Genomic DNA, 19,790 nt, shown 5'->3' with positions numbered 1-19,790 from the left:
GTCCTGCCGGCGGACGGGTCCTCCGGTCCGCCCTTGCGGCCGCTCAGTCATCGGAATGCCCCGCGCGCAACCCCTCGCGGACGCGGTGGGAAATCTCGATGAACTCGCGCGAGTCGCGGATGTCGAGCGGCCTTTCGCGCGGCAAGGGGCTGTCGATCACATCGGTGATCCGGCCCGGACGCGGCGACATCACCACGATCTTGGTGGAGAGATAGACCGCCTCGGGGATGGAATGGGTGACGAAGCCGATGGTCTTGCCGGTCCGCGCCCAGAGCTTCAGCACCTCCTCGTTCAGCCGGTCGCGGACGATCTCGTCCAGCGCGCCGAAGGGTTCGTCCATCAACAGGATGTCGGCGTCGAAGGCCAAGGCCCGGGCGATGGAGGCACGCTGCTGCATCCCGCCCGACAGCTGCCAGGGGAACTTGCGGCCGAAGCCCTTCAGCTCCACCAGTTCCAGCACCCGCTCCACCCGCGCCTCCTGCTCGGCGCGGTCGAAGCCCATGATCTCCAGTGGCAGCCGGATGTTGCCGGCGATGGTGCGCCAGGGGTAAAGCCCCGCCGCCTGGAAGACATAGCCATAGGCGCGCTTCCGCCGCGCCTCGTCTGGGGTCATGCCGTTGACGGTCAGGGTGCCGCCGGTCGGATGCTCCAGCGCGGCGATGCAGCGCAAAAGCGTGGTCTTGCCGCAGCCGGAAGGCCCGATGAAACTGACGAAATCGCCCTTGCCGACGGTCAGGTCCACATCCTTCAACGCCTGGACCGGCCCGTCCGCGGTCTGGAACACCAGATTGAGGCCGCGCGCTTCGACGACCGGCTGGCTGAGAGTATCCTTCACGCCGTCATCCCTTCGTCCCGGCCGTCCGATCTTCATCCATACCCGATTTTTCGGCGAAAGATCGCGTCATTCACACCCCCGTCGCCGGCACGCCGGTCCGCTGCACCGGCCGCGGCGCGGTCAGGTCCTTCCAGCGGCTCAGCGCGCGATTGACCGCCGGGCGCGGCTCGCGCGCGACGAATTTCCCGTGGCCCTCCTGCGTCTGCACCTTGCCCTCCGTCACCGCCACCAGGCCCCGGGTCAGGGTGAACCGCGGCAGGCCCTTCACCTTTTGCCCCTCGAAGACGTTGTAGTCGATGGCCGACTGCTGGCTGCCCGCGGTGATGGTCTTCTCGCTCGAAGGGTCCCAGACCACCAGGTCCGCATCCGCCCCCACCAGCACCGCGCCCTTCTTCGGGTAGCAGTTCAGGATCTTGGCGATGTTGGTCGAGGTCACCGCGACGAATTCGTTCGGCGTCAGCCGCCCGGTCCCCACGCCATGGGTCCAGAGCATCGGCATCCGGTCCTCCAGCCCGCCGGTTCCGTTGGGGATCTTGGAGAAATCGCCGCGGCCGAAGCGCTTCTGCTCGGTGGTGAAGGCGCAATGGTCGGTGGCCACCACGGAGAGCGAGCCGGATTGCAGCCCGGCCCAGAGGCTGTCCTGATGCCGCTTGTTCCGGAAGGGCGGCGACATCACCCGGCGGGCGGCATGGTCCCAGTCGGGGTGGAAATATTCGCTCTCGTCCAGCGTCAGGTGCTGGATCAGCGGCTCGCCCCAGACCCGTTTCCCCTGCTGGCGCGCGCGGCGGATCGCCTCATGGCTTTCCTCGCAAGAGGTGTGGACGACATAAAGCGGCACCCCGGCCATGTCGGCGATCATGATGGCGCGGTTGGTCGCCTCGCCCTCCACCTGCGGCGGGCGGGAATAGGCATGGGCCTCCGGCCCGGTGTTGCCCTCGGCCAGCAGCTTCGCCGTCAGTTCCGCCACCACGTCGCCGTTCTCGGCATGGACCATGGCGAGGCCGCCGAGTTCGCCGATCCGGCGGAAGCTGGCGAACATCTCGTCGTCGTTCACCATCAGGGCGCCCTTGTAGGCCATGAAATGCTTGAAGCTGGTCATGCCGGCCTTGATGCTGTCGGCGATGCCGTCGAAGACCTTCCCGCCCCACCAGGTGATGGCCATGTGGTAGGAGTAGTCGCAATTCGCCCGGGTCGACTTGTTGTGCCACATCTGCGCGGCATCCATCAGCCCCTGCCCCTGCCCCGGCAGCACGAAATCCACCACCATCGTGGTGCCCCCCGCAAGGGCCGCCCGCGTGCCGGATTCGAAATCGTCGGTGGAATAGGTGCCCATGAAGGGCATCTCCAGATGGGTATGCGGGTCGATGCCCCCGGGCATGACGTAGCAGCCGGTGGCATCCAGTTCGGTGCCGCCCTTGAGGTCCGGTCCGATCTCGGTGATCACGCCGTTTTCCACACGCACATCGGCCTTGTAGGTGAGGTCGGCGGTAACGACGGTGCCGTTCTTGATGATGGTGGTCATGCTGCCACTCCTTGCCCGAAGAGTTGTTCGACCGAATGTTTGAGATGATCCGCACCGACAGGGGCAGCCAGCGCCCTCAGCGGATTGAGGCTGATGGTTCTTTGATCAGGAAGGCTGTGGGTTGGCACCACAAAGAACGACCATTGCGAGATGTCGCGGTGATCGGCCGCCAGACCATGTTCCCCGTGCCAGGCAAACACATAGGCATCCGCAATTCTTGCCGACCGCGGCGTCGGGACGGTCCCCACCCATTCAATTTTCGGGGTGCGGATGCTGAAGATCGGTTGTCGTGCCACAGTTTCCGGCCCGGACCAGGTTTGACGCGCAGCGGATTGTTTCACTTCGATTTTCGTGCCGCTGACATGCTCAAGATCATATGCGCCCCAATCGGAGCCATTATGTCGCCACCCGTCGCCCAACAAAGCCGCAACCATAAGCTCGACATAGAACCCTCGCAGATTGTTCTGGATAAGCGGTGCGTCATACTGACGAACCAGGCTCTCCAGTATCCTCTGATGCAGCCCGAGGCTCACCCCACCACCTCCGCCACCTCCAGCGCCGCATGAAGCAGCACATCCGTCCCCGCCGCCGCCCAGTCCGGCGTGATCTCCTCGGCCTCGTTGTGGCTCAGCCCGTCCACGCAGGGGCACATCACCATCACCGTGGGGGCCACCCGGTTGATCCAGCAGGCGTCGTGGCCGGCGCCGCTCACGATGTCCATGTGGGAATGGCCCAGTTTCTCGGCCGCGCCGCGGACGATCTTCACCAGGCCGGGATCGAAGGTGACGGGGTCGAAATGCCCGACCTCCTCGATGCTGCAGCCGAGGCCGAGTTCGGCCGCCACCGCATGGGCGGCGCGGATCACCTCGGCCTTCATCGCGTCCAGCTTGCTCTGCTCGGGGCTGCGGATGTCCACCGTGAACACCACCTTGCCCGGGATCACGTTGCGCGAGTTTGGGAAGACCTTGACCTGCCCCACCGCCCCCACCGCATCGGGCTGGTGGCTCATGGCGATCTGGTGCACCCGCTCGGTGATCCGGGCCATGCCGAGGCCGGCGTTGACCCGCATCTTCATCGGCGTCGATCCGGTATGCGCCTCTTTCCCGGTCAGGGTGATCTCCAGCCACCACAGGCCCTGGCCGTGGGTGACGACGCCGATGGTCTTGCCCTCGGCCTCCAGGATCGGACCCTGCTCGATGTGCAGTTCCAGCATGGCGTGCATCCTGCGGGCGCCGACCTTCTCGTCGCCGACCCAGCCGATCCGCGCCAGTTCCTCGCCGAAGACCTTGCCGTCGAGGTCGGTGCGCCCTTTCGCATAACCCTCGGTATGGATGCCGGCGAAGACGCCGGAGGCCAGCATCGCCGGGGCGAAGCGCGCACCCTCCTCGTTGGTCCAGTTGGTGACCACGATCGGGCGCCTCGTCCGCACTCCCATGTCGTTCATGGTCCGCACCACCTCCAGCGCGCCGAGGACCCCCAGCACGCCGTCGTATTTCCCGCCCGTCGGCTGGGTGTCGAGATGCGATCCCATGTAGACCGGCAGCGCCCCGGGGTCCTCGCCCGCCCGGGTGGCGAACATGTTGCCCATGGAATCGACGCCCATCGTCATCCCCGCCGCCCGGCACCAGCCGGCGAAGAGGTGGCGCGCCTCGCCATCGGCATCGGTCAGGGTCTGGCGGTTGCAGCCCCCGGCCACGCCGGGGCCGATCTTCGCCATCTCCATCAGGCTGTCCCACAGCCGCGCGGGGTCGATCCGCAGGTTCTCTCCGGGTGCTGGCATCAGCTTGCTCTCCCTATCGTCGCCGGGCATCTTGCGCGCCCTTCGGTCCGGGTCCGACACGCCTTGCGGCGAATCTTTTCCTGACCGTATGGTCAAGGGATACGCGACCACAACCTGACCATCCGGTCAACACATTCCCGGCCCCGCCATGGACGATGCCGCCGAAATTCCGCGCCCCAGGCCGCCGCGCCGCACCGACATCCGGCGCGAGAACGAGCGGGTGATCCTGGAGGCCGCCGAGAAGGTCTTCGCCGAGGCCGGATTCGGCGGCGCCACCATGCAGCTGATCGCCGACATGGCCGGGCTGCCCAAGGCCAACCTGCATTACTACTTCGCCACCAAGGAGGACCTCTACCGCCGGGTGGTTGAGAACATCTTCACCATCTGGCTCCATGCCGCCGACAGCTTCGACACCGCCGCCGACCCCGCCACCGGCATCGGCGCCTATATCGAGGCGAAGATGCGGATCAGCCGCCAGCATCCCTTCGGGTCGAAGGTCTGGGCCTCGGAAGTGATGCATGGCGCGCCGGTGATCCAGGATTATCTGGAAGGCACCTTGCGCAGCTGGACCGAGGGCCGGGTGAAGGCGATCCAGCGCTGGATCGACGAGGGGCGGATGGCCCCGGTCGATCCGCGGCACCTGCTTTACATGATCTGGGCGACGACCCAGCACTACGCCGACTTCGGCCACCAGATCGAGACGCTGAACGGCGGCCGCCCCTTCACCGACCGGCAATGGAAGGCCGCGACCGAAAGCGTCAAGGCGATCATCCTGCGCGGCATCGGACTGTCGACAGCCGACTGATTTTCGCCGAAAATCAGCTTCTTGCCGATTTTCGGCGAAAATCGGATTCCAGCGCGAGGACCGCCGATGACCGAAGCCCCCAGCCTGTCCGACCTGGCCGAGGAAGCCCGCCGCCTGGTCTTTCCCCGCTTCACCGAGGATACAGCGCTGGCGCTCGGCCTGACGCTGGTCGAGATGGCGCGCTCGGGCAACCTGGCCGTCGTGATCGACATCCGCACCGCCGACCGCTGCCTGTTCCACGCCGCCCTGCCCGGCTCGGCGCCGCTGAACGACCTCTGGGCCGCCCGCAAGTCGGCCACCGCGCTGATGTTCCAGGAAGCCTCGCTGCTGGTCGGCACCCGCAACCGGGACAAGGGCGAGACGCTGGCGAAACACGGGCTTCCGCCCGAGGACTATGCCGACCACGGCGGCGCGGTGCCGGTCCGGGTCGTTGGCGTCGGCGTGGTCGCCTGCGTCACCGTCTCCGGCCTGCCGCAACTGGAGGACCACCGCCTGGCCGTGCGCGCCATCGAGGCGCTGCTGGCGGGCGGCTGACGCCTCGTCGGGACCTTCATCCCGCGACGACAGGCCGAAGGCGCGTGGCAGGAGCCGATGCCTTGAATCCGGGCGGCGAAGCGTGAAGGATGGGCATCCCGGAAACAGGGGGCCAGATGACCGCACCGCGCAGCCGTATCCAGCGGAAGAACCGCGAGACCATCCTCGATGCCGCGCTCGAGGTCTTCTCGGCCCATGGCTTCCGCGGCGCCACCCTCGACCAGATTGCCGAGGTGGCGGGGCTGTCGAAGCCGAACCTGCTCTACTACTTCCCCTCGAAGGAGGCGATCCACAGCGCGCTGCTGACCGGGCTCTTGGACACCTGGCTCGACCCGCTGCGGACGATGGACCCGCGCGGCGAGCCGGTGGCCGAGATCCTGGGCTATGTCCGCCGCAAGCTGGACCTTGCCCGCGACTACCCGCGCGAGAGCCGGCTCTTCGCCGGCGAGATCATCCAGGGCGCGCCGCGGCTGGCCGGGGTGATCGAGACCGACCTGCGGGCGCTGGTCGAGGACAAGGCCGCGGTGCTGCGGGCCTGGATGGAGGAGGGCCGCATCGCCCGGGTCGATCCGGTGCACCTGATCTTCTCGATCTGGGCGCTGACCCAGCATTACGCCGATTTCGACGCCCAGGTGCGGCTGGTGCTCGGCCCCGGCCACGATCCCTTCGCCGAGGCCGGCGGCTTCCTCGACACCCTGTTCCGCCGCCTGCTGGAGCCGCGGCCCGATCCGTAGAATGCGGATCGAATGCCGCGGAGTTTGCGGGGGAAATCTTCGGGGAATCGGCTATGCTCGGCCGCGTGGGGGCACCTTGACTGGGGTGACGGAGATGGGACCTGTCTCAGCCGTCCGGCCGTCGGTGCCATGGCCGGGAACCTCGCCGTCCGCAGACGGCATCCAGACGCGCGGTGCGGCCGCGGTGCATGGCGCCCGCTTGGAAGCGGCGGTGCCGACGGAGTTGCCGCGGGCGGTGGCGCCGGCCGAAGGCGCCTCCCGCGGCGATGCGGTGGGGGAGCGGCCGGCGGATCGCGGCTTCGCGGTGGAAAGCGCCCGGGCGCGGGCGATGGCGGCGCAGCGGGCCTATGAGATGGCCTCGCTGGTGGCCGGGCTGAACCCGCTGAACGATCCGGTGGAGTGAGGGGGAGCCGGGGATGGCGGGGTGAACCCCGCCCTACGGAATGTCCCGTGTAGGGCGGGGTTCACCCCGCCGCTCCGCCGGTGCCATGGCGAAGGCGCGTGCCTTCGCCACGGCGCAACGCTTCCCGTTGTCCCGGCCGGGCCCCCAAGGCCCGGCCAGCGCCCGCCCCGCCCTCGGCGGGCGCTTCTCGCCCGCCGGGTCGGGCGCTGGCCTCTCCGGGTTCAGAGCTGACAGGTTTCCGGGTGCAGCCGCCGCGCACGGGCGGGGGCGAGGCAGTGCCTCGCCTTTTCCTGCCCCGAGGCAGCCGGTCGTAGATAGTGGGCAGCCCCAGACGGCCCCGCCCGACGGCGCGGCGGCTATTCCGCCGCCTGCACCGCCATCGGGTTGTTCGGATGCGTGGTCCAGTCGGCGAAATCGCCGACCGGGCGGCCGGTGCGGGGGTCCAGCGCGCCTTTCGCCATCGGCACCATGGTGATGCAGTTCTCCACCGGGCAGACGTTGACGCAGAGGTTGCAGGCCACGCAGTCCTCGTCCTTCACCGAGAACACCCGCTCGGGCGACATGGCGATGGCCTGGTGGCTGGTGTCCTCGCAGGCGGCATAGCAGCGGCCGCACTTGATGCATTCCTCCTGGTTGATCTGCGCCTTGGTGACGTAGTTCAGGTTCAGGTGCTGCCATTCGACGAAGTTCGGCACCGCCCGGCCGACCAGTTGGTCCAGCCGCATCTGCTTTTCGTCCAGGTATTGCGACAGGCCGGTGATCATCTCCTGCACCACCTTGAAGCCATAGGTCATCGCCGCGGTGCAAACCTGCACGTTGCCCGCTCCCATCGCCAGGAACTCGGCCGCGTCGCGCCAGGTCGTCACCCCGCCGATGCCCGAGATCGGCAGGCCCCGCGTCTCTTCATGGCGCGCGATTTCGCCCACCATGTTCAGCGCGATCGGCTTCACCGCCGGGCCGCAATAGCCGCCGTGGCTCCCTTTGCCATCGATCATCGGGAAGGGCGAGAAATTGTCGAGGTCGACATTGGTGATCGACTTGATGGTGTTGATCAGGCTGACCGCATCCGCCCCGCCCCGGTTGGCCGCCATGGCGGGCGGCAGGATCGAGGTGACGTTGGGTGTCAGCTTCACGATGCAGGGCATCCGGGAATACTGCTTCACCCAGCGGGTGACCATCTCGATATATTCCGGCACCTGCCCCACGGCGCTGCCCATGCCGCGTTCGGCCATGCCGTGCGGGCAACCGAAGTTCAGCTCCACCCCGTCGGCCTCGGTGTCCTCAATGGCCTTGAGGATGGCCTTCCAGTAATCCTCTTCGCAGGGGACCATCAGGCTGATCACCAGCGCCCGGTCGCGCCACTTGCGCTTGACCTCCTTGATCTCGCGCAGGTTCACCTCCAGCGGCCGGTCGGTGATCAGCTCGATGTTGTTCAGGCCGAGAAGCCGCCGGTCCGCCCCCCAGATCGCGCCGTAGCGCGGGCCCGAGACGTTGACGATGGGCGGCCCCTCGGCGCCGAGGGTCTTCCAGACCACGCCGCCCCAGCCGGCCTCGAAGGCGCGCTCGACGTTGTATTGCTTGTCGGTCGGCGGCGCCGAGGCCAGCCAGAACGGGTTGGGGGACTTGATGCCGATGAAATTCGAGGTGAGGTCAGCCATCACGGGCCTCCTTGCGACAAGCTGGGAGAGGGGATGCGGGGCGGAGGGGCCGTCCGGGGACGGTCAGGCGAAGAAGGACCAGAGCCAGCCGAGGATGTCGCCGCCGAACTGGCCGAGCTTGGGGATCAGATACGCCCAGGAGGCGCAGCCGAGCAGGTTCCAGAACATGAACCGCCGCAGCCGCATCCCGGTCATGCCGGCCAGCAGGAAGACCACCGGCCGCAGCACCGTCAGGTAATGGCCGACCAGCACCGTGGCCGGGCCGTATTTCACGAAGGCGGCCCGGGCCTTCTCCACCATCTCGGGATGGCGCGACAAGGGCCGCATCTCCAGCACCGTGCGGCCGTAGCGGCGGCCGAGCCAGTAGCTGAAGGTCGACCCGATCAGCGACCCCGCCGCCGCCCCGGCCCAGAGCGGCCAGAACGGCACCGCTCCGGTGGCCGCCATCGCCCCCACGGCGACCAGGACGGCGGTGGAGGGGACCAGGATCGACAGGAAGGCGGTGGTCTCGGCCGCGGCGAAGACCAGCATGATCAGCGGCAGCCAAGCCTGGTTGCGCTCGATCCAGCCGATGAAGAACTCCGCGATCGCGTCCATCCCGCCCCCTTGCCCGCGCCCGGTTTGGCGCGGCAGCCGCCCGGGGGCAAGGGCAAACCGCGCCCATCAGGCGGCCGTGAGATGGGCGTGGATCGCCTCGGCGGCATCGCGGCCCTCAGCGACGGCGGTGACGGTCAGGTCCTCGCCGCCCGCCCGGCAGTCGCCGCCGGCCCAGACCTTGGCCGGGGTCAGCGCGATCTTGCCGCCTTCCGGCCGGATGCCGTCCGGCGCGCCGGTCAGGGTCTGGCCGATGGCCTTGAACACCTGATCCGCCTTCAGCCGGAAGGTCTCGGGCAGAAGGGTCAGCCCGCCCGGCCCGTCCTCGGTATAGGCGAATTCCACCGCCTCCACCCGGCCGTTGCCCAGCACCCGCAAGGGGGCGGCGTTGTGGATGATCCGCACGCCCGCCTGCACCGCATGGTCCTGCTCGTGGGTGGAGGCCGACATTCTGTCCTGCCCGCGGCGATAGACGATGGTGACGTTCTCGGCGCCCAGGAGCTTCGACTGCACCGCGGCATCGACCGCGGTCATGCCGCCGCCGATCACCACCACGTCGCGGCCGACCGGAAGCGCGCCCAGGTCCGGCGCCTGCCGCAGCTCGGCGATGAAGTCGACGGCGTTGCGGACGCCCTCCTTCTCCTCGCCCTCGGCCCGAAGGGCGTTGACGCCTTGCAGTCCCAACCCCAGGAACACCGCGTCATATTCCCCGCGCAGCGCGTCGAGCGTGATGTCGCGGCCCAGCTCCACCCCGGTCCGCAGGGTGATGCCGCCGATGGACAACAGCCAGTCCACCTCGTGCGCGGCGAAGCCGCCGGTCGCCTTGTAGGAGGCGATGCCGTATTCGTTCAGCCCCCCGGCCTTGGGGCGGCGCTCGAACACCGTGACCTCGTGGCCCTTCATCGCCAGACGGTGGGCGCAGGCCAGACCAGCCGGACCCGCGCCCACCACGGCAACCCTCTTCCCGGTCGAGGGGGATCGGGAGAAGGGATGCACCTCTTTCGCCATGGCGGTGTCGGTGGCGAAGCGCTGCAGCCGGCCGATCTCGACCGGCTTGCCTTCCGCCGCCTCCCGCACGCAGGCTTCCTCGCAAAGGGTCTCGGTCGGGCAGACGCGGGCGCAGATGCCGCCGAGGATGTTCTGGCTCCAGATCGTCTTCGCTGCCGCCTCGGGGGTGCCGGTGGCGATCTGGCGGATGAAGAGGGGGATGTCGATGGTGGTCGGGCAGGCCGCCATGCAGGGCGCATCGTGGCAGAAATAGCAGCGGTCGGCGGCCACCCGCGCCTCGTGCAGGTCGAAGGGCGGCTCGTGGTCGGCGAAATTGCGGGCGAGGGCTTCGGCGGAAAGACGCGCCGGCACGATGCCTGGCGTCAGCGGGCTGTTCGGCATTTGGCGTATCGCCTCCCTGGGGCTTGCTCTGATGGCTTGCTTCCGGCGAATCGTCTCACAGGTCCGAAATTTTATCAAACGGTAAATTTTGGCGCGGTGCGAAAGTTTCGGGCCGTCCGCCGCCCCTGCCTCCGGAATGGGCGCTTTTCACCCCTGCCGGGCTGGCCTATAAGCGTTCAGCGCCAAGACCCGGCAGTAAAAGCCAAACAGAGGACGGCATGAGCAAACATTCCCCCGACGCGGACGTCGCCTTCATCTCGGCCCTGGCCGAGCTGCTGAACAAGAACGAGCTGACCGAGCTGTCGGTGAAACGCGAATACGGCGAGGACGACAGCCTGGAGGTCCGCGTGGTGAAGCAGGTGACGGTGGTGCAGGCGGCGGCCCCGGCGCCGGTGCATCACGCCCCCGCGGCGGCGGCCCCTGCGGCAGCGGCGGCGCCCGCGGCAGCCCCGGCGGCGGCGGAAGACCCCAGCCAGCACCCGGGCGCGGTGACCTCGCCCATGGTCGGCACCGCCTATCTGGCGGCGGAACCCGGCGCGACCCCCTTCGTGACCGTGGGCGCCACCGTGGCCGAGGGCCAGACCGTGCTGATCATCGAGGCGATGAAGACGATGAACCACATCCCGGCGCCGAAGGCCGGGACGGTGAAACGCATCCTGGTCGACGACGGCGCCCCGGTCGAATTCGGCGCTCCGCTGATGATCATCGAATAAGGGCGCGGGGCGATGTTCGAGAAAATCCTGATCGCCAACCGGGGCGAGATCGCCCTGCGGGTGATCCGCGCCGCCCGCGAGATGGGGATCAAATCGGTGGCGGTGCATTCCACCGCCGATGCCGACGCCATGCATGTGCGGATGGCGGATGAATCGGTCTGCATCGGCCCGGCGCCGTCTTCGGAAAGCTATCTCAACAAGGCCGCGATCATCTCGGCCTGCGAGATCACCGGGGCGCAGGCGGTGCATCCGGGCTATGGCTTCCTGTCCGAGAACGCCGCCTTCGCGCAGGCGCTGGAGGACCACGGCATCACCTTCATCGGCCCCTCGGCGGAGCATATCCGCATCATGGGCGACAAGATCACCGCCAAGGACACCGCGAAATCGCTGGGGATTCCGGTGGTTCCCGGCTCGGACGGCGGGGTGGCGGATGTCGAGACCGCGAAGACCGTGGCCGAGGGCATCGGCTATCCGGTGATCATCAAGGCCACCGCCGGCGGCGGCGGCCGCGGCATGAAGGTGGCGAAATCGCCCGAAGAGCTGGAGATCGCCTTCCGCACCGCGCGCAGCGAGGCCAAGGCCGCCTTCGGCAACGACGAGGTCTATATCGAGAAATACCTGCAGCGGCCGCGCCACATCGAGATCCAGGTCTTCGGCGACGGCAAGGGCAAGGCGGTGCATCTGGGCGAGCGCGACTGTTCCCTGCAGCGCCGGCACCAGAAGGTGTTCGAGGAGGCCCCCGGGCCCGCGATCACGCCGGAGATGCGCGCCCGGATCGGCACCATCTGCGCCGAGGCGGTGGCGAAGATCGCCTATATCGGCGCCGGCACCATCGAATTCCTGTTCGAGGACGGCGAGTTCTACTTCATCGAGATGAACACCCGGCTTCAGGTGGAGCACCCGGTCACCGAATACATCTTCGGCGTCGATCTGGTGCGCGAGCAGATCCGGGTGGCGGCGGGCCTGCCGCTGTCCTTCGAGCAGGAGGACCTGCAGGTGCAGGGCCATGCCATCGAGGTGCGGATCAACGCCGAGAAGCTGCCCAACTTCGCCCCCTGCCCCGGCCGGGTGACGCAATACCACGCGCCCGGCGGCCTCGGGGTGCGGATGGATTCGGCGCTCTACGACGGCTACCGCATCCCGCCCTATTACGATTCGCTGATCGGCAAGCTGATCGTCCACGGCCGCGACCGCGACGAGGCGCTGGCCCGGCTGTCGCGCGCCTTGGGCGAGTTGATCGTCGACGGTGTGGACACCACGGTGCCGCTGTTCCGCGGGCTCTTGGAAGAGCCCGATATCCAGAAGGGCGATTACTCGATCCACTGGCTGGAAAAGTGGCTGGCCGCGACCTACGGCTGACGCCCGGGCGGTGCGGTTGCGGCCGTGCCGCCGGCAAATTTCTTGAAAGAAATTTGCCAAGATCCTTGCAAGGATCTTGGCCTTGACCCCGATGCTGGACCCCGACCTCCTGCTGCAGGCCTATGCCATGGGGATTTTCCCGATGGCCCAGGGCCGCGCCGACCCGCAGGTGCACTGGATCGACCCGCGTCGCCGCGGCATCTTCCCCCTGGACGATTTCCACATCTCCCGCAGCCTCGCCCGGCTGATCCGGCGCTGGAATTGCGCTGTCCGAACCGACACCGCCTTCGAGGCGGTGGTGGACGCCTGCGCCGCGCGCGAGGAGACCTGGATCAACCCGGCGATCCGCAGCGCCTATCTGGAGTTGCACCGGCAGGGCCATGCCCACAGCCTTGAGGTCTGGTGCGGCGACCGGCTGGCGGGCGGGGTCTATGGCGTCACCCTCGGCGCGGCCTTCTTCGGCGAATCGATGTTCTCGGCCGAAAGCAGCGGGTCGAAGGTGGCGCTGGCCTTCCTGGTCCACCGGCTGCGGGCGGGCGGCTTCCGGCTGTTCGACACCCAGTTCCTGACCCCGCATCTGGCCAGCCTCGGCGCGGTGGAGATTCCGCGGGCGGAGTATCACCGGCGGCTGGCCGAGGCGATCGCCCTGCCCGCCCGGTTCGAGCCGGAGGGTTATTCGCCCTCGGCCTCCTCGGTGCTGTCGGGGGTCTCTTCCGCCTCGGGCGGGGCATAGCCCGGCACCACGCAGCGCAGCACCCAGACATCGTAGCGCGGATGGTCCATCGCCGACAGCGCGGGGCTGGAGGCCAGCATCCAGCCGGAGAACACCGGCTCGGCCCGGGTCGAGTCCATCACCGTCAGATGCGCCTGCGCATCGGCGGCCGGGTTGTCGGCGGGGTAGCGGCAGGCGTCCAGCTGGATCGTCAGCCGCCCGTTCGAGGCCGACTGCCCGCGCGACAGTTCCATGTCGCCGGTCTGGCCGGTCAGCTTGTCCAGCCAGCGCAGCACGCCGCCGGGGGCATCGGCGAAATCCTGGGCCGCGGCGGGCGCCGCCGCCAGCAGCAGAGCCAGTGCGGGGACCAGCGCCAGCGGCTTCATGGCGCCGGCGCCTCGTCCTCGTCGGCCTTGCCGCCGACGAATTTCATCAACAGCGAGACCAGCGAGACCGACCCTTGGGTGTCCTCGATCTCCTGCCCCGGCTCCAGGTTCTCCAGCGCGCCGCCGGGGACGATCTCGACGAAATTGCCGCCGAGCAGCCCCTCGGAGGAGATCAGGATGGCGCTGTCGGTGGGCAGGCGGATGTCGGCGCGCAGGTCGATCACCGCATCGGCCATGAAGGTCTCGGGGTTCAGCTTCAAGGACGAGATGGTGCCGACCTTCAGCCCGGCCAGCCGCACGTCCGAGCCGGCGGAGATGCCGTCCACCGCGCGGAAGCTGGCGGTCAGCGGGTAGCTGTCGCCGCCGCCGGTCAGGCCCGCCCCCTTCGCCGCATAGACGGCGAAGGCCGCGGCCACGGCCAGCACGGCGGCGCCGGCGGCGATCTCTGCGCGGGTGCCGGCCATCACTCGGGCTGCCACGCCTCGTAATCCCGCCGCTCGACCGGCTGGCTGCGGCGGATCGAGCCCGGGGGCGCATAGGCCAGCTCGGTGCCCGAGAGGTTCTCGACATGCGGCTTTTCCCAGGGCTTGTGCCGCAGCGGCGCCTTGGTCGGCGGCTCGTCCCAGGTGTGGTGCAGCCAGCCGTGCCAGTCGGGCGGCACGCGGCTGGCCTCCATCTCGCCCTTGAAGATCACCCAGCGACGCTTGCCGTCGGCGGTCTGGTAATAGGCGTTGCCCTGGTCGTCCTCGCCCACCTTCCGGCCCTTGCGGGCGGTGAACAGCTGGGTGCCGATGGTCTGGCTGTTCCACCAGGTCAGCAGGCGCTTGAGGAAATACATCGGGGCCTCCGTTCGTTGGCCCCGGTATCGCCGATTGCGCGGCGAAGGTCCAGTGGGCGCAGGGCCGCGGGCGGGTTTCTGCGATCAGCCGGGCAGCAGCGCCGTCACCTCGATCTCGATCCGGTGGCGCGGGTCGATCAGCCCGGCCTCGATCATCGTCGCGGCGGGCGGGTTGGCGCCGAAGGCGGCGAAGAGGAGCGGCCAGCAGGGCTCGAAATCCGCCCGGTCGGGCAGGATGTAATGGACGCGGACCACATCGGCGAAGCCGGCGCCGGCCCGGTTTAGCGCGGCGCCGATGATCTCCAGCGCCAGCGCGCATTGGTCGGTGACGCTTTCGGGAATGCTGCCGGTGGCATGGTCGGTGCCGGTGGTGCCGGAGACATGCACCCATCCCCCGGCCACCACGGCGCGGGCATAGCCGATCTTCGGCTCCCAGGTGGACCCAGTAGTGATGCGGCGGATGGTCATGGCTCGCCTCCAACGGAAAACGCCGCCCGGGCGGGGCGGCGTCAGGGCACGCGGGCTGCGGGATCACCCCGCCGCCGCGGGTTCCTTCTTCTTCGGCTCGGTATGGACCAAGAGCGGCTTGGCTCCGGCGTTCACCGATTCCTCGTTGACCACCACCTCGGAGACATTGCCCATCCCCGGCAGCTCGAACATGGTGTCAAGGAGGATGTCCTCCATGATCGAGCGCAGGCCGCGGGCGCCGGTCTTGCGCTTGATCGCGCGCTTGGCGATGGCGGTCAGGGCGTCGGGGGTGAAGGTCAGCTTCACGCCCTCGATCTCGAACAGGCGCTGGTATTGCTTGACCAGGGCGTTCTTCGGCTCGGTCAGGATGGTGACCAGCGCGGCCTCGTCCAGGTCTTCCAGCGTGGCGATGACCGGCAGGCGGCCGACGAATTCCGGGATCAGGCCGAATTTCAGCAGGTCCTCGGGCTCCAACTCGCGGAAGAGTTCGCCCACGCCGCGGGCATCGGGGTCCTTCACGTCGGCCTTGAAGCCGATGCCGCTGCCCTTGCCGCGCTGCGCGATGATCTTCTCCAGCCCGGCGAAGGCGCCGCCGCAGATGAAGAGGATGTTGGTGGTGTCCACCTGCAGGAATTCCTGCTGCGGATGCTTGCGCCCGCCCTGCGGCGGGACGGAGGCAACGGTGCCCTCCATGATCTTCAGGAGCGCCTGCTGCACCCCTTCGCCCGACACATCCCGCGTGATAGAGGGATTGTCGGACTTGCGGGTGATCTTGTCGACCTCGTCGATGTAGACGATGCCGCGCTGCGCCCGTTCGACGTTGTATTCGCTGGCTTGCAGCAGCTTGAGGATGATGTTCTCGACATCCTCGCCGACATAGCCGGCCTCGGTCAGCGTCGTCGCATCCGCCATGGTGAAGGGCACGTCCAGGATGCGGGCCAGCGTCTGCGCCAGCAGGGTCTTGCCGGTGCCGGTCGGGCCGATCAGCAGGATGTTGGACTTCGACAGTTCGATGTCCTGCTTCGAGGAATGATTCAGCCGCTTGTAGTGGTTGTGCACCGCCACCGAGAGCACGCGCTTGGCGTGGAACTGGCCGATGACGTAATCGTCCAGCACCTTGCAGATCTCGCGCGGGGTGGGCACGCCGTCCGAGGATTTCAGACCCGAGGTCTTGGTCTCCTCGCGGATGATGTCCATGCAGAGTTCCACGCATTCATCGCAGATGAACACGGTCGGCCCCGCGATCAGCTTGCGGACCTCATGCTGGCTCTTGCCGCAGAAAGAACAGTAGAGCGTGTTCTTGCTGTCGCTGCCGGAGTTCGTCGCCATCCGTTTCCCTTTGCCTTGCGCCCTTTCCGGCGCCCTGGGGGGAAGTCTAGGCCAAGGCCCGGACCTCCACAATCCGAAAACGCCCCCGCCGGCCCGCCGGCCCGCGGGGGCGAAAGGTCACTTCGACGAGTCGTCCATCTTGCCGCGGTCGGCCAGGATCTCGTCGATCAGGCCCCAGGCCTTGGCATCCTCGGCGGACATGAAATTGTCGCGCTCCAGCGCGGCCTCGACCGTTTCATAGGTCTGGCCGGTGTGTTTGACATAGATCTCGTTCAGGCGGCGCTTCAGCTTCAGCGTCTCCTGCGCGTGGATCATGATGTCGGTGGCCTGGCCCTGGTAGCCGCCCGAGGGCTGGTGGACCATCACCCGGCTGTTCGGCAGCGAGAAGCGCATCCCCTTCTCGCCCGCGGTCAGCAGCAGGCTGCCCATGCTGGCCGCCTGGCCGATGACCAGCGTCGACACCTTCGGCTTGATGTATTGCATGGTGTCGTAGATCGACAGGCCCGAGGTGACCACGCCGCCGGGGCTGTTGATATACATCGAGATTTCCTTGGACGGATTCTCCGCCTCCAGGAACAGCAGCTGCGCGCAGATCAGCGACGACATGCCGTCGTGCACCGGGCCGGCGAGGAAGATGATCCGCTCCTTCAACAGGCGCGAGAAGATGTCATAGGCGCGTTCGCCCCGGCTGGTCTGTTCCACGACCATGGGGACCAGGGTGTTCATGTAGGTGTCGATCGGATCACGCATCGGGGGCCTGCCTCATCATTCGCGCTGTCGGGTTATCGGCGGAGAGTTTCCAGAGTCTTAGTGGCGCGGGACGGGGGCCGCAAGGGCAGGTCCTCCGGCGAGGGCACGCGACCCCGCTTTGCGCATTGCCCGCAAGGCCCTCCCGCAGCCTGCAGGGCACCCTCTCTGCTGCCCCTTTCATCTGTCCATAAATATCCCGCGGGGAGGTCCGGAGGGGCTGCGCAGGCCCCTCCGGCGGCCGGCCGCGAGGCACCCCGCCCGGTCAGCGCGCCAGCACCAGTTCGGCCTTCAGCCCGCCGAGCGTCTCGCTGTCGCCGAGATAGAGCCCGCCGCCGTGGTTGCGCGCCACATCGGCGGCGATGGAGAGGCCCAAGCCGACGCCGCCGCCCCGGTTGGGGTCCCGCTCGGCGTCCAGCCGGGTGAAGGGGCGCATCGCCTCTTCGCGCCGCTCGGCCGGGATGCCCGGCCCGTCGTCCTCGACGAAGATGCGCAGCGAGCGGTCGGTGAAGACCAGCCGGACCTCGGCCCGGCGGCCGTGGCGCAGGGCATTGCCGATCAGGTTCTCCACCGCGCGGGCCACCGCATGGGGCCGCAGCCGGACCGGCCCCGGCTCGCCCTCCACGCCTGCCAGCGCGACCGCGCCGCCGCCGCGCCGGACATCCTCGACCACGCGCGCGACCAGCGCCTGCGCGTCGGCCTGCTCCATCTCTTCCATCGCATCGCCGCGGGCGAAGGACAGGAACTCGTCCACCATCCGCTCCATCTGCGCCACGTCCTGCATCAGGGCCCGGGTCTCCTCGTCCTCGGGCAGCAGCGACAGACCCAGCCGCAGCCGGGTCAGCGGCGTGCGCAGGTCGTGGCTGACGCCGGACAGCAAGAGGGTGCGCTGCTCGATCTGCCGCTCGATCCGCGCCCGCATGTCGATGAAGGCCGCGCCGGCCGCCCGCACCTCCAGCGCGCCGCGCGGGCGGTAGACGATGCGCTGGCCCTTGCCGAAGGCCTCGGCCGCCTCGGCCAGCCGGGTGATCGGCCGCAGCTGGTTGCGCAGGAACAGATAGGCGATCACCGTCATCAGCACCGAGGTCAGGATCATCAGCACCAGCAGCTGGTGCGGGTTCGACGCCCCCATCCGCCGCCGCGACACATCCGCCTGCACGGGGCCGAGCGCGGTGTCGATCCGCAGCCGGGCGATGCGGCCGGGGTCGGTGACATCGGCGGCGATCAGCCGCGGCAGCGCATCGTGCAGGGTGGCGACGATGGTCTTGCCCGCCACGTCGAAGCGGCCGGCCCGGTCCTCCGCGGGCGCCTCCGGCCCAGGCGGCAGGGTCAGCGCCACCTCCAGCGGCTCGGCCACCACCCGGGCGCGGGCCAGCGCCTCCCCGGCCGTGGCGCCCTTGTCGAATTCCTGCAACACCAGCGCCAGTTCCATCGCCACCCCCTGCGTCATCTGCCGGGTCACCCCTTCGTAATGGCGCTGGATGAAGGCCATGGACACCACCAGCTGGATGGTGACGATGGGGACGATCAGGATCAGGGCGGCGCGCCCGTAAAGACCGCGCGGAAGGAAGCGTTTCAGGACCATGGGGGGAAGGCTAGCCATGACCGGGGCGATTGGAAAGCCTGCCGGGGGCGGGACCGCCCTGCCCGGCCGGTTGCGGCGGGTTCTGGCGCAGAACCCCTCGCCGATGACCGGGCCGGGGACCTGGACCGACATCGTCGGCTCCGGCGAGGTGGCGGTGATCGATCCGGGGCCGGCGCTGGAGTCGCACCTGCAGGCCGTGCTGGCGGCGCTGGAGCCCAGGGAGCGGGTGGCGGCCATCCTGGTCACCCATGCCCATCTGGACCATTCCGGCCTGGCCCCCGCGCTGGCCCGGGCGACCGGCGCGCCGCTCATGGCCTTCGGCGGCGCGCAGGACAGCCGCAGCCCGGCGATGCGGCGGCTGGTGGCGGCCGGGCTGCACAGCGGCGGCGAGGGGCTGGACCTTGCCTTCGCCCCCGACCGCAAGCTGGCCGACGGCGAGGTAATCCGCGGCCCGGACTGGGCGCTGCGGGCGGTGCATACGCCCGGCCATCTGGGCAGCCATCTCTGCTTCGCCTGGGAGGAGGTGCTGTTCTCCGGCGACCATGTCATGGGCTGGGCGCCCAGCCTGGTCTCGCCCCCGGACGGCGACATGGGCGCCTACATGGCCTCGCTGGAGCGGCTGGCGCGGGCGGAGTGGCAGCTGATGCTGCCCGCACACGGCGATCCGGTGGAGGACCCGGCGGCGCGGCTGGCCGATCTGACCGCCCACCGCCGCGGGCGGGAGGCGCAGGTGGCCGAGGCGCTGGCCGCGGGTCCTTCCACACTGGACGAGGTGACGGCCCGGGTCTACCGCGACCTCTCGCCTGCGCTGCTGCCCGCCGCCCGCCGCAACGCGCTGGCGCATCTGATTGATCTTGCGGAGCAAAACCTGGCGCTGGCCGACCCCTTCCCCGGCCCCGACGCCCTCTGGTCCCGCCCCTGACCGCCCCCGAGAAATTCCCCCATTTGCCCCTTGCCGCCCCCCGACACCCTTGCTATACGGCCCCCGTGTTCCGGCGTAGCTCAGCGGTAGAGCAGTTGACTGTTAATCAATTGGTCGTAGGTTCGATCCCTACCGCCGGAGCCAATACCCTTTGATTTCATTGGGAAAATTGGCAGCACATGAACCCTACTAACATCCTATACACGGATTTCTAGCGCCTAGCTGGCGCTGGATCGGGCCGCAGGCGATCACGCGAACGTGAACAGCTTGCGCCGCGAACACGCCACTTCGAAGCCGTCACTGTAAGCCCTTTACGTATTCACCGCATTCGCCACCGCTGGCCGCTTGATCGGTTGAAGCCTCCGCCGTAGTGTCGGGCGAAATGGGGGTCACATGTTTCTCGAAAAATTTAGCCGCTACTTCCGCCGTTATGAAATCGTGCTTGGCGCGCGCAAACCTACAGCCGCGACGCTTCCG

The 19,790-nt window shown here is 68.5% G+C and carries 23 protein-coding genes and 1 tRNA gene; 9 read left to right on the top strand and 15 right to left on the bottom strand.

All coding sequences use genetic code 11. The features are described from left to right. Positions 1 to 43 precede the first annotated feature (43 nt). The 4 genes from G5B31_RS19515 to G5B31_RS19500 form a co-directional block, all read right to left on the bottom strand. Entirely contained in the window at positions 44 to 835 is a 792-nt protein-coding gene (locus G5B31_RS19515) for an ABC transporter ATP-binding protein (RefSeq protein ID WP_394352147.1), read from the bottom strand. A 70-nt stretch (positions 836 to 905) separates the two neighbouring features. Further along, positions 906 to 2,357: a dihydropyrimidinase gene (gene hydA, locus G5B31_RS19510; protein WP_165019884.1), complete on the bottom strand. Its 1,452-nt coding sequence runs from the start codon at positions 2,355 to 2,357 to the stop codon at positions 906 to 908. Then, positions 2,354 to 2,890 (bottom strand): hypothetical protein, encoded by a 537-nt coding sequence (locus tag G5B31_RS19505; protein WP_165019883.1) that lies wholly within the window; start codon positions 2,888 to 2,890, stop codon positions 2,354 to 2,356. The genes hydA and G5B31_RS19505 overlap by 4 nt, the downstream gene beginning before the upstream one ends. After that, positions 2,887 to 4,137 carry a Zn-dependent hydrolase gene (locus tag G5B31_RS19500; protein ID WP_165019882.1) on the bottom strand — a complete coding sequence of 417 codons (1,251 nt, stop codon included), beginning with the start codon at positions 4,135 to 4,137 and terminating at the stop codon, positions 2,887 to 2,889. Before G5B31_RS19500 ends, G5B31_RS19505 begins: the two co-directional genes overlap by 4 nt. 148 nt (positions 4,138 to 4,285) lie before the next feature. Between G5B31_RS19500 and G5B31_RS19495 the strand changes: the two genes are divergently transcribed. From G5B31_RS19495 to G5B31_RS19480, 4 genes are all read left to right on the top strand, one after another. Then, a complete protein-coding gene (locus tag G5B31_RS19495; RefSeq protein ID WP_165019881.1) occupies positions 4,286 to 4,942 on the top strand; it encodes a TetR/AcrR family transcriptional regulator in 657 nt (218 codons plus the stop codon). Positions 4,943 to 5,008: 66 nt separating this feature from the next. Next, on the top strand, positions 5,009 to 5,476 hold the full coding sequence (locus G5B31_RS19490; protein WP_165019880.1) for a heme-degrading domain-containing protein: 468 nt from the start codon (positions 5,009 to 5,011) through the stop codon (positions 5,474 to 5,476). Positions 5,477 to 5,592: 116 nt separating this feature from the next. Then, a complete protein-coding gene (locus G5B31_RS19485) occupies positions 5,593 to 6,210 on the top strand; it encodes a TetR family transcriptional regulator C-terminal domain-containing protein (protein WP_165019879.1) in 618 nt (205 codons plus the stop codon). Between the two features lie 211 nt (positions 6,211 to 6,421). Continuing rightward, positions 6,422 to 6,613, top strand: a complete 192-nt coding sequence (locus G5B31_RS19480) for a hypothetical protein (RefSeq protein ID WP_165019878.1) — start codon at positions 6,422 to 6,424, stop codon at positions 6,611 to 6,613. Between the two features lie 356 nt (positions 6,614 to 6,969). Here G5B31_RS19480 and preA read toward each other — a convergent pair whose 3' ends face one another. From preA to G5B31_RS19465, 3 genes are all read right to left on the bottom strand, one after another. Further along, on the bottom strand, positions 6,970 to 8,271 hold the full coding sequence (gene preA / locus G5B31_RS19475; RefSeq protein ID WP_165019877.1) for an NAD-dependent dihydropyrimidine dehydrogenase subunit PreA: 1,302 nt from the start codon (positions 8,269 to 8,271) through the stop codon (positions 6,970 to 6,972). 63 nt (positions 8,272 to 8,334) lie between these two features. Further along, the gene (locus G5B31_RS19470; protein WP_165019876.1) at positions 8,335 to 8,868 is read right to left on the bottom strand and encodes a DedA family protein; all 534 of its coding nucleotides are present in this window, start codon (positions 8,866 to 8,868) and stop codon (positions 8,335 to 8,337) included. A gap of 66 nt (positions 8,869 to 8,934) precedes the next feature. Continuing rightward, complete coding sequence (locus tag G5B31_RS19465; RefSeq protein WP_165019875.1) at positions 8,935 to 10,254, bottom strand: NAD(P)-dependent oxidoreductase; 1,320 nt, start codon at positions 10,252 to 10,254, stop codon at positions 8,935 to 8,937. A 218-nt stretch (positions 10,255 to 10,472) separates the two neighbouring features. Between G5B31_RS19465 and accB the strand changes: the two genes are divergently transcribed. The 3 genes from accB to aat all read left to right on the top strand — a co-directional run bounded on the left by accB (position 10,473) and on the right by aat (position 13,059). Beyond that, positions 10,473 to 10,967, top strand: coding sequence for an acetyl-CoA carboxylase biotin carboxyl carrier protein (accB, locus tag G5B31_RS19460; RefSeq protein ID WP_165019874.1), 495 nt, complete (start codon positions 10,473 to 10,475; stop codon positions 10,965 to 10,967). 12 nt (positions 10,968 to 10,979) lie between these two features. Next, positions 10,980 to 12,326: an acetyl-CoA carboxylase biotin carboxylase subunit gene (gene accC, locus G5B31_RS19455; protein ID WP_165019873.1), complete on the top strand. Its 1,347-nt coding sequence runs from the start codon at positions 10,980 to 10,982 to the stop codon at positions 12,324 to 12,326. Between the two features lie 91 nt (positions 12,327 to 12,417). Continuing rightward, entirely contained in the window at positions 12,418 to 13,059 is a 642-nt protein-coding gene (aat, locus tag G5B31_RS19450; protein WP_240904505.1) for a leucyl/phenylalanyl-tRNA--protein transferase, read from the top strand. Here aat and G5B31_RS19445 read toward each other — a convergent pair. From G5B31_RS19445 to G5B31_RS19415, 7 genes are all read right to left on the bottom strand, one after another. Then, entirely contained in the window at positions 12,999 to 13,424 is a 426-nt protein-coding gene (locus G5B31_RS19445) for a DUF2155 domain-containing protein (RefSeq protein ID WP_165019871.1), read from the bottom strand. The two genes, aat and G5B31_RS19445, sit on opposite strands and share 61 nt — an antisense overlap. Continuing rightward, on the bottom strand, positions 13,421 to 13,888 hold the full coding sequence (gene mlaD, locus G5B31_RS19440; RefSeq protein ID WP_165019870.1) for an outer membrane lipid asymmetry maintenance protein MlaD: 468 nt from the start codon (positions 13,886 to 13,888) through the stop codon (positions 13,421 to 13,423). The genes G5B31_RS19445 and mlaD overlap by 4 nt, the downstream gene beginning before the upstream one ends. Beyond that, on the bottom strand, positions 13,888 to 14,262 hold the full coding sequence (locus tag G5B31_RS19435; protein WP_165019869.1) for an NADH:ubiquinone oxidoreductase subunit NDUFA12: 375 nt from the start codon (positions 14,260 to 14,262) through the stop codon (positions 13,888 to 13,890). Before G5B31_RS19435 ends, mlaD begins: the two co-directional genes overlap by 1 nt. 84 nt (positions 14,263 to 14,346) lie before the next feature. Continuing rightward, positions 14,347 to 14,730: a RidA family protein gene (locus tag G5B31_RS19430; protein WP_165019868.1), complete on the bottom strand. Its 384-nt coding sequence runs from the start codon at positions 14,728 to 14,730 to the stop codon at positions 14,347 to 14,349. Between the two features lie 63 nt (positions 14,731 to 14,793). Further along, complete coding sequence (gene clpX / locus G5B31_RS19425) at positions 14,794 to 16,059, bottom strand: ATP-dependent Clp protease ATP-binding subunit ClpX (protein ID WP_165019867.1); 1,266 nt, start codon at positions 16,057 to 16,059, stop codon at positions 14,794 to 14,796. A 117-nt stretch (positions 16,060 to 16,176) separates the two neighbouring features. Further along, positions 16,177 to 16,809, bottom strand: coding sequence for an ATP-dependent Clp endopeptidase proteolytic subunit ClpP (gene clpP / locus G5B31_RS19420; protein WP_165019866.1), 633 nt, complete (start codon positions 16,807 to 16,809; stop codon positions 16,177 to 16,179). A 262-nt stretch (positions 16,810 to 17,071) separates the two neighbouring features. Further along, positions 17,072 to 18,391, bottom strand: coding sequence for an ATP-binding protein (locus tag G5B31_RS19415; protein WP_165019865.1), 1,320 nt, complete (start codon positions 18,389 to 18,391; stop codon positions 17,072 to 17,074). Between the two features lie 16 nt (positions 18,392 to 18,407). Here G5B31_RS19415 and G5B31_RS19410 point away from each other — a divergent pair, with 16 nt between their 5' ends. Continuing rightward, positions 18,408 to 19,313, top strand: coding sequence for an MBL fold metallo-hydrolase (locus G5B31_RS19410; protein WP_240904503.1), 906 nt, complete (start codon positions 18,408 to 18,410; stop codon positions 19,311 to 19,313). A gap of 69 nt (positions 19,314 to 19,382) precedes the next feature. Further along, a tRNA-Asn gene (locus tag G5B31_RS19405) sits at positions 19,383 to 19,457 on the top strand. Positions 19,458 to 19,610: 153 nt separating this feature from the next. Here the strand turns inward: G5B31_RS19405 and G5B31_RS21105 are convergent. Continuing rightward, a partial coding sequence (locus G5B31_RS21105) for a hypothetical protein (RefSeq protein WP_205912031.1) occupies positions 19,611 to 19,790 on the bottom strand: 180 nt, incomplete at its 5' end.

Source organism: Rhodobacter sp. SGA-6-6 (assembly GCF_011043545.1).
GTDB lineage: Bacteria > Pseudomonadota > Alphaproteobacteria > Rhodobacterales > Rhodobacteraceae > Pseudogemmobacter.
This window is presented reverse-complemented; position numbering and strand designations above follow the sequence as displayed.

Excerpts from the sequence above, each read along its gene's own strand:
- G5B31_RS19470 (WP_165019876.1), bottom strand. The coding sequence starts at position 8,868 with ATGGACGCGATCGCGGAGTTCTTCATCGGCTGGATCGAGCGCAACCAG.
- G5B31_RS19430 (WP_165019868.1), bottom strand. The coding sequence starts at position 14,730 with ATGACCATCCGCCGCATCACTACTGGGTCCACCTGGGAGCCGAAGATC.
- clpX (WP_165019867.1), bottom strand. The coding sequence starts at position 16,059 with ATGGCGACGAACTCCGGCAGCGACAGCAAGAACACGCTCTACTGTTCT.
- G5B31_RS19435 (WP_165019869.1), bottom strand. The coding sequence starts at position 14,262 with ATGTATTTCCTCAAGCGCCTGCTGACCTGGTGGAACAGCCAGACCATC.
- G5B31_RS19495 (WP_165019881.1), top strand. The coding sequence starts at position 4,286 with ATGGACGATGCCGCCGAAATTCCGCGCCCCAGGCCGCCGCGCCGCACC.
- clpP (WP_165019866.1), bottom strand. The coding sequence starts at position 16,809 with ATGCGTGATCCGATCGACACCTACATGAACACCCTGGTCCCCATGGTC.
- G5B31_RS19415 (WP_165019865.1), bottom strand. The coding sequence starts at position 18,391 with ATGGTCCTGAAACGCTTCCTTCCGCGCGGTCTTTACGGGCGCGCCGCC.
- accB (WP_165019874.1), top strand. The coding sequence starts at position 10,473 with ATGAGCAAACATTCCCCCGACGCGGACGTCGCCTTCATCTCGGCCCTG.
- accC (WP_165019873.1), top strand. The coding sequence starts at position 10,980 with ATGTTCGAGAAAATCCTGATCGCCAACCGGGGCGAGATCGCCCTGCGG.
- G5B31_RS19465 (WP_165019875.1), bottom strand. The coding sequence starts at position 10,254 with ATGCCGAACAGCCCGCTGACGCCAGGCATCGTGCCGGCGCGTCTTTCC.
- G5B31_RS19485 (WP_165019879.1), top strand. The coding sequence starts at position 5,593 with ATGACCGCACCGCGCAGCCGTATCCAGCGGAAGAACCGCGAGACCATC.
- hydA (WP_165019884.1), bottom strand. The coding sequence starts at position 2,357 with ATGACCACCATCATCAAGAACGGCACCGTCGTTACCGCCGACCTCACC.
- G5B31_RS19445 (WP_165019871.1), bottom strand. The coding sequence starts at position 13,424 with ATGAAGCCGCTGGCGCTGGTCCCCGCACTGGCTCTGCTGCTGGCGGCG.
- G5B31_RS19490 (WP_165019880.1), top strand. The coding sequence starts at position 5,009 with ATGACCGAAGCCCCCAGCCTGTCCGACCTGGCCGAGGAAGCCCGCCGC.
- mlaD (WP_165019870.1), bottom strand. The coding sequence starts at position 13,888 with ATGGCCGGCACCCGCGCAGAGATCGCCGCCGGCGCCGCCGTGCTGGCC.
- G5B31_RS19500 (WP_165019882.1), bottom strand. The coding sequence starts at position 4,137 with ATGCCAGCACCCGGAGAGAACCTGCGGATCGACCCCGCGCGGCTGTGG.
- aat (WP_240904505.1), top strand. The coding sequence starts at position 12,418 with ATGCTGGACCCCGACCTCCTGCTGCAGGCCTATGCCATGGGGATTTTC.
- G5B31_RS19410 (WP_240904503.1), top strand. The coding sequence starts at position 18,408 with ATGACCGGGGCGATTGGAAAGCCTGCCGGGGGCGGGACCGCCCTGCCC.
- preA (WP_165019877.1), bottom strand. The coding sequence starts at position 8,271 with ATGGCTGACCTCACCTCGAATTTCATCGGCATCAAGTCCCCCAACCCG.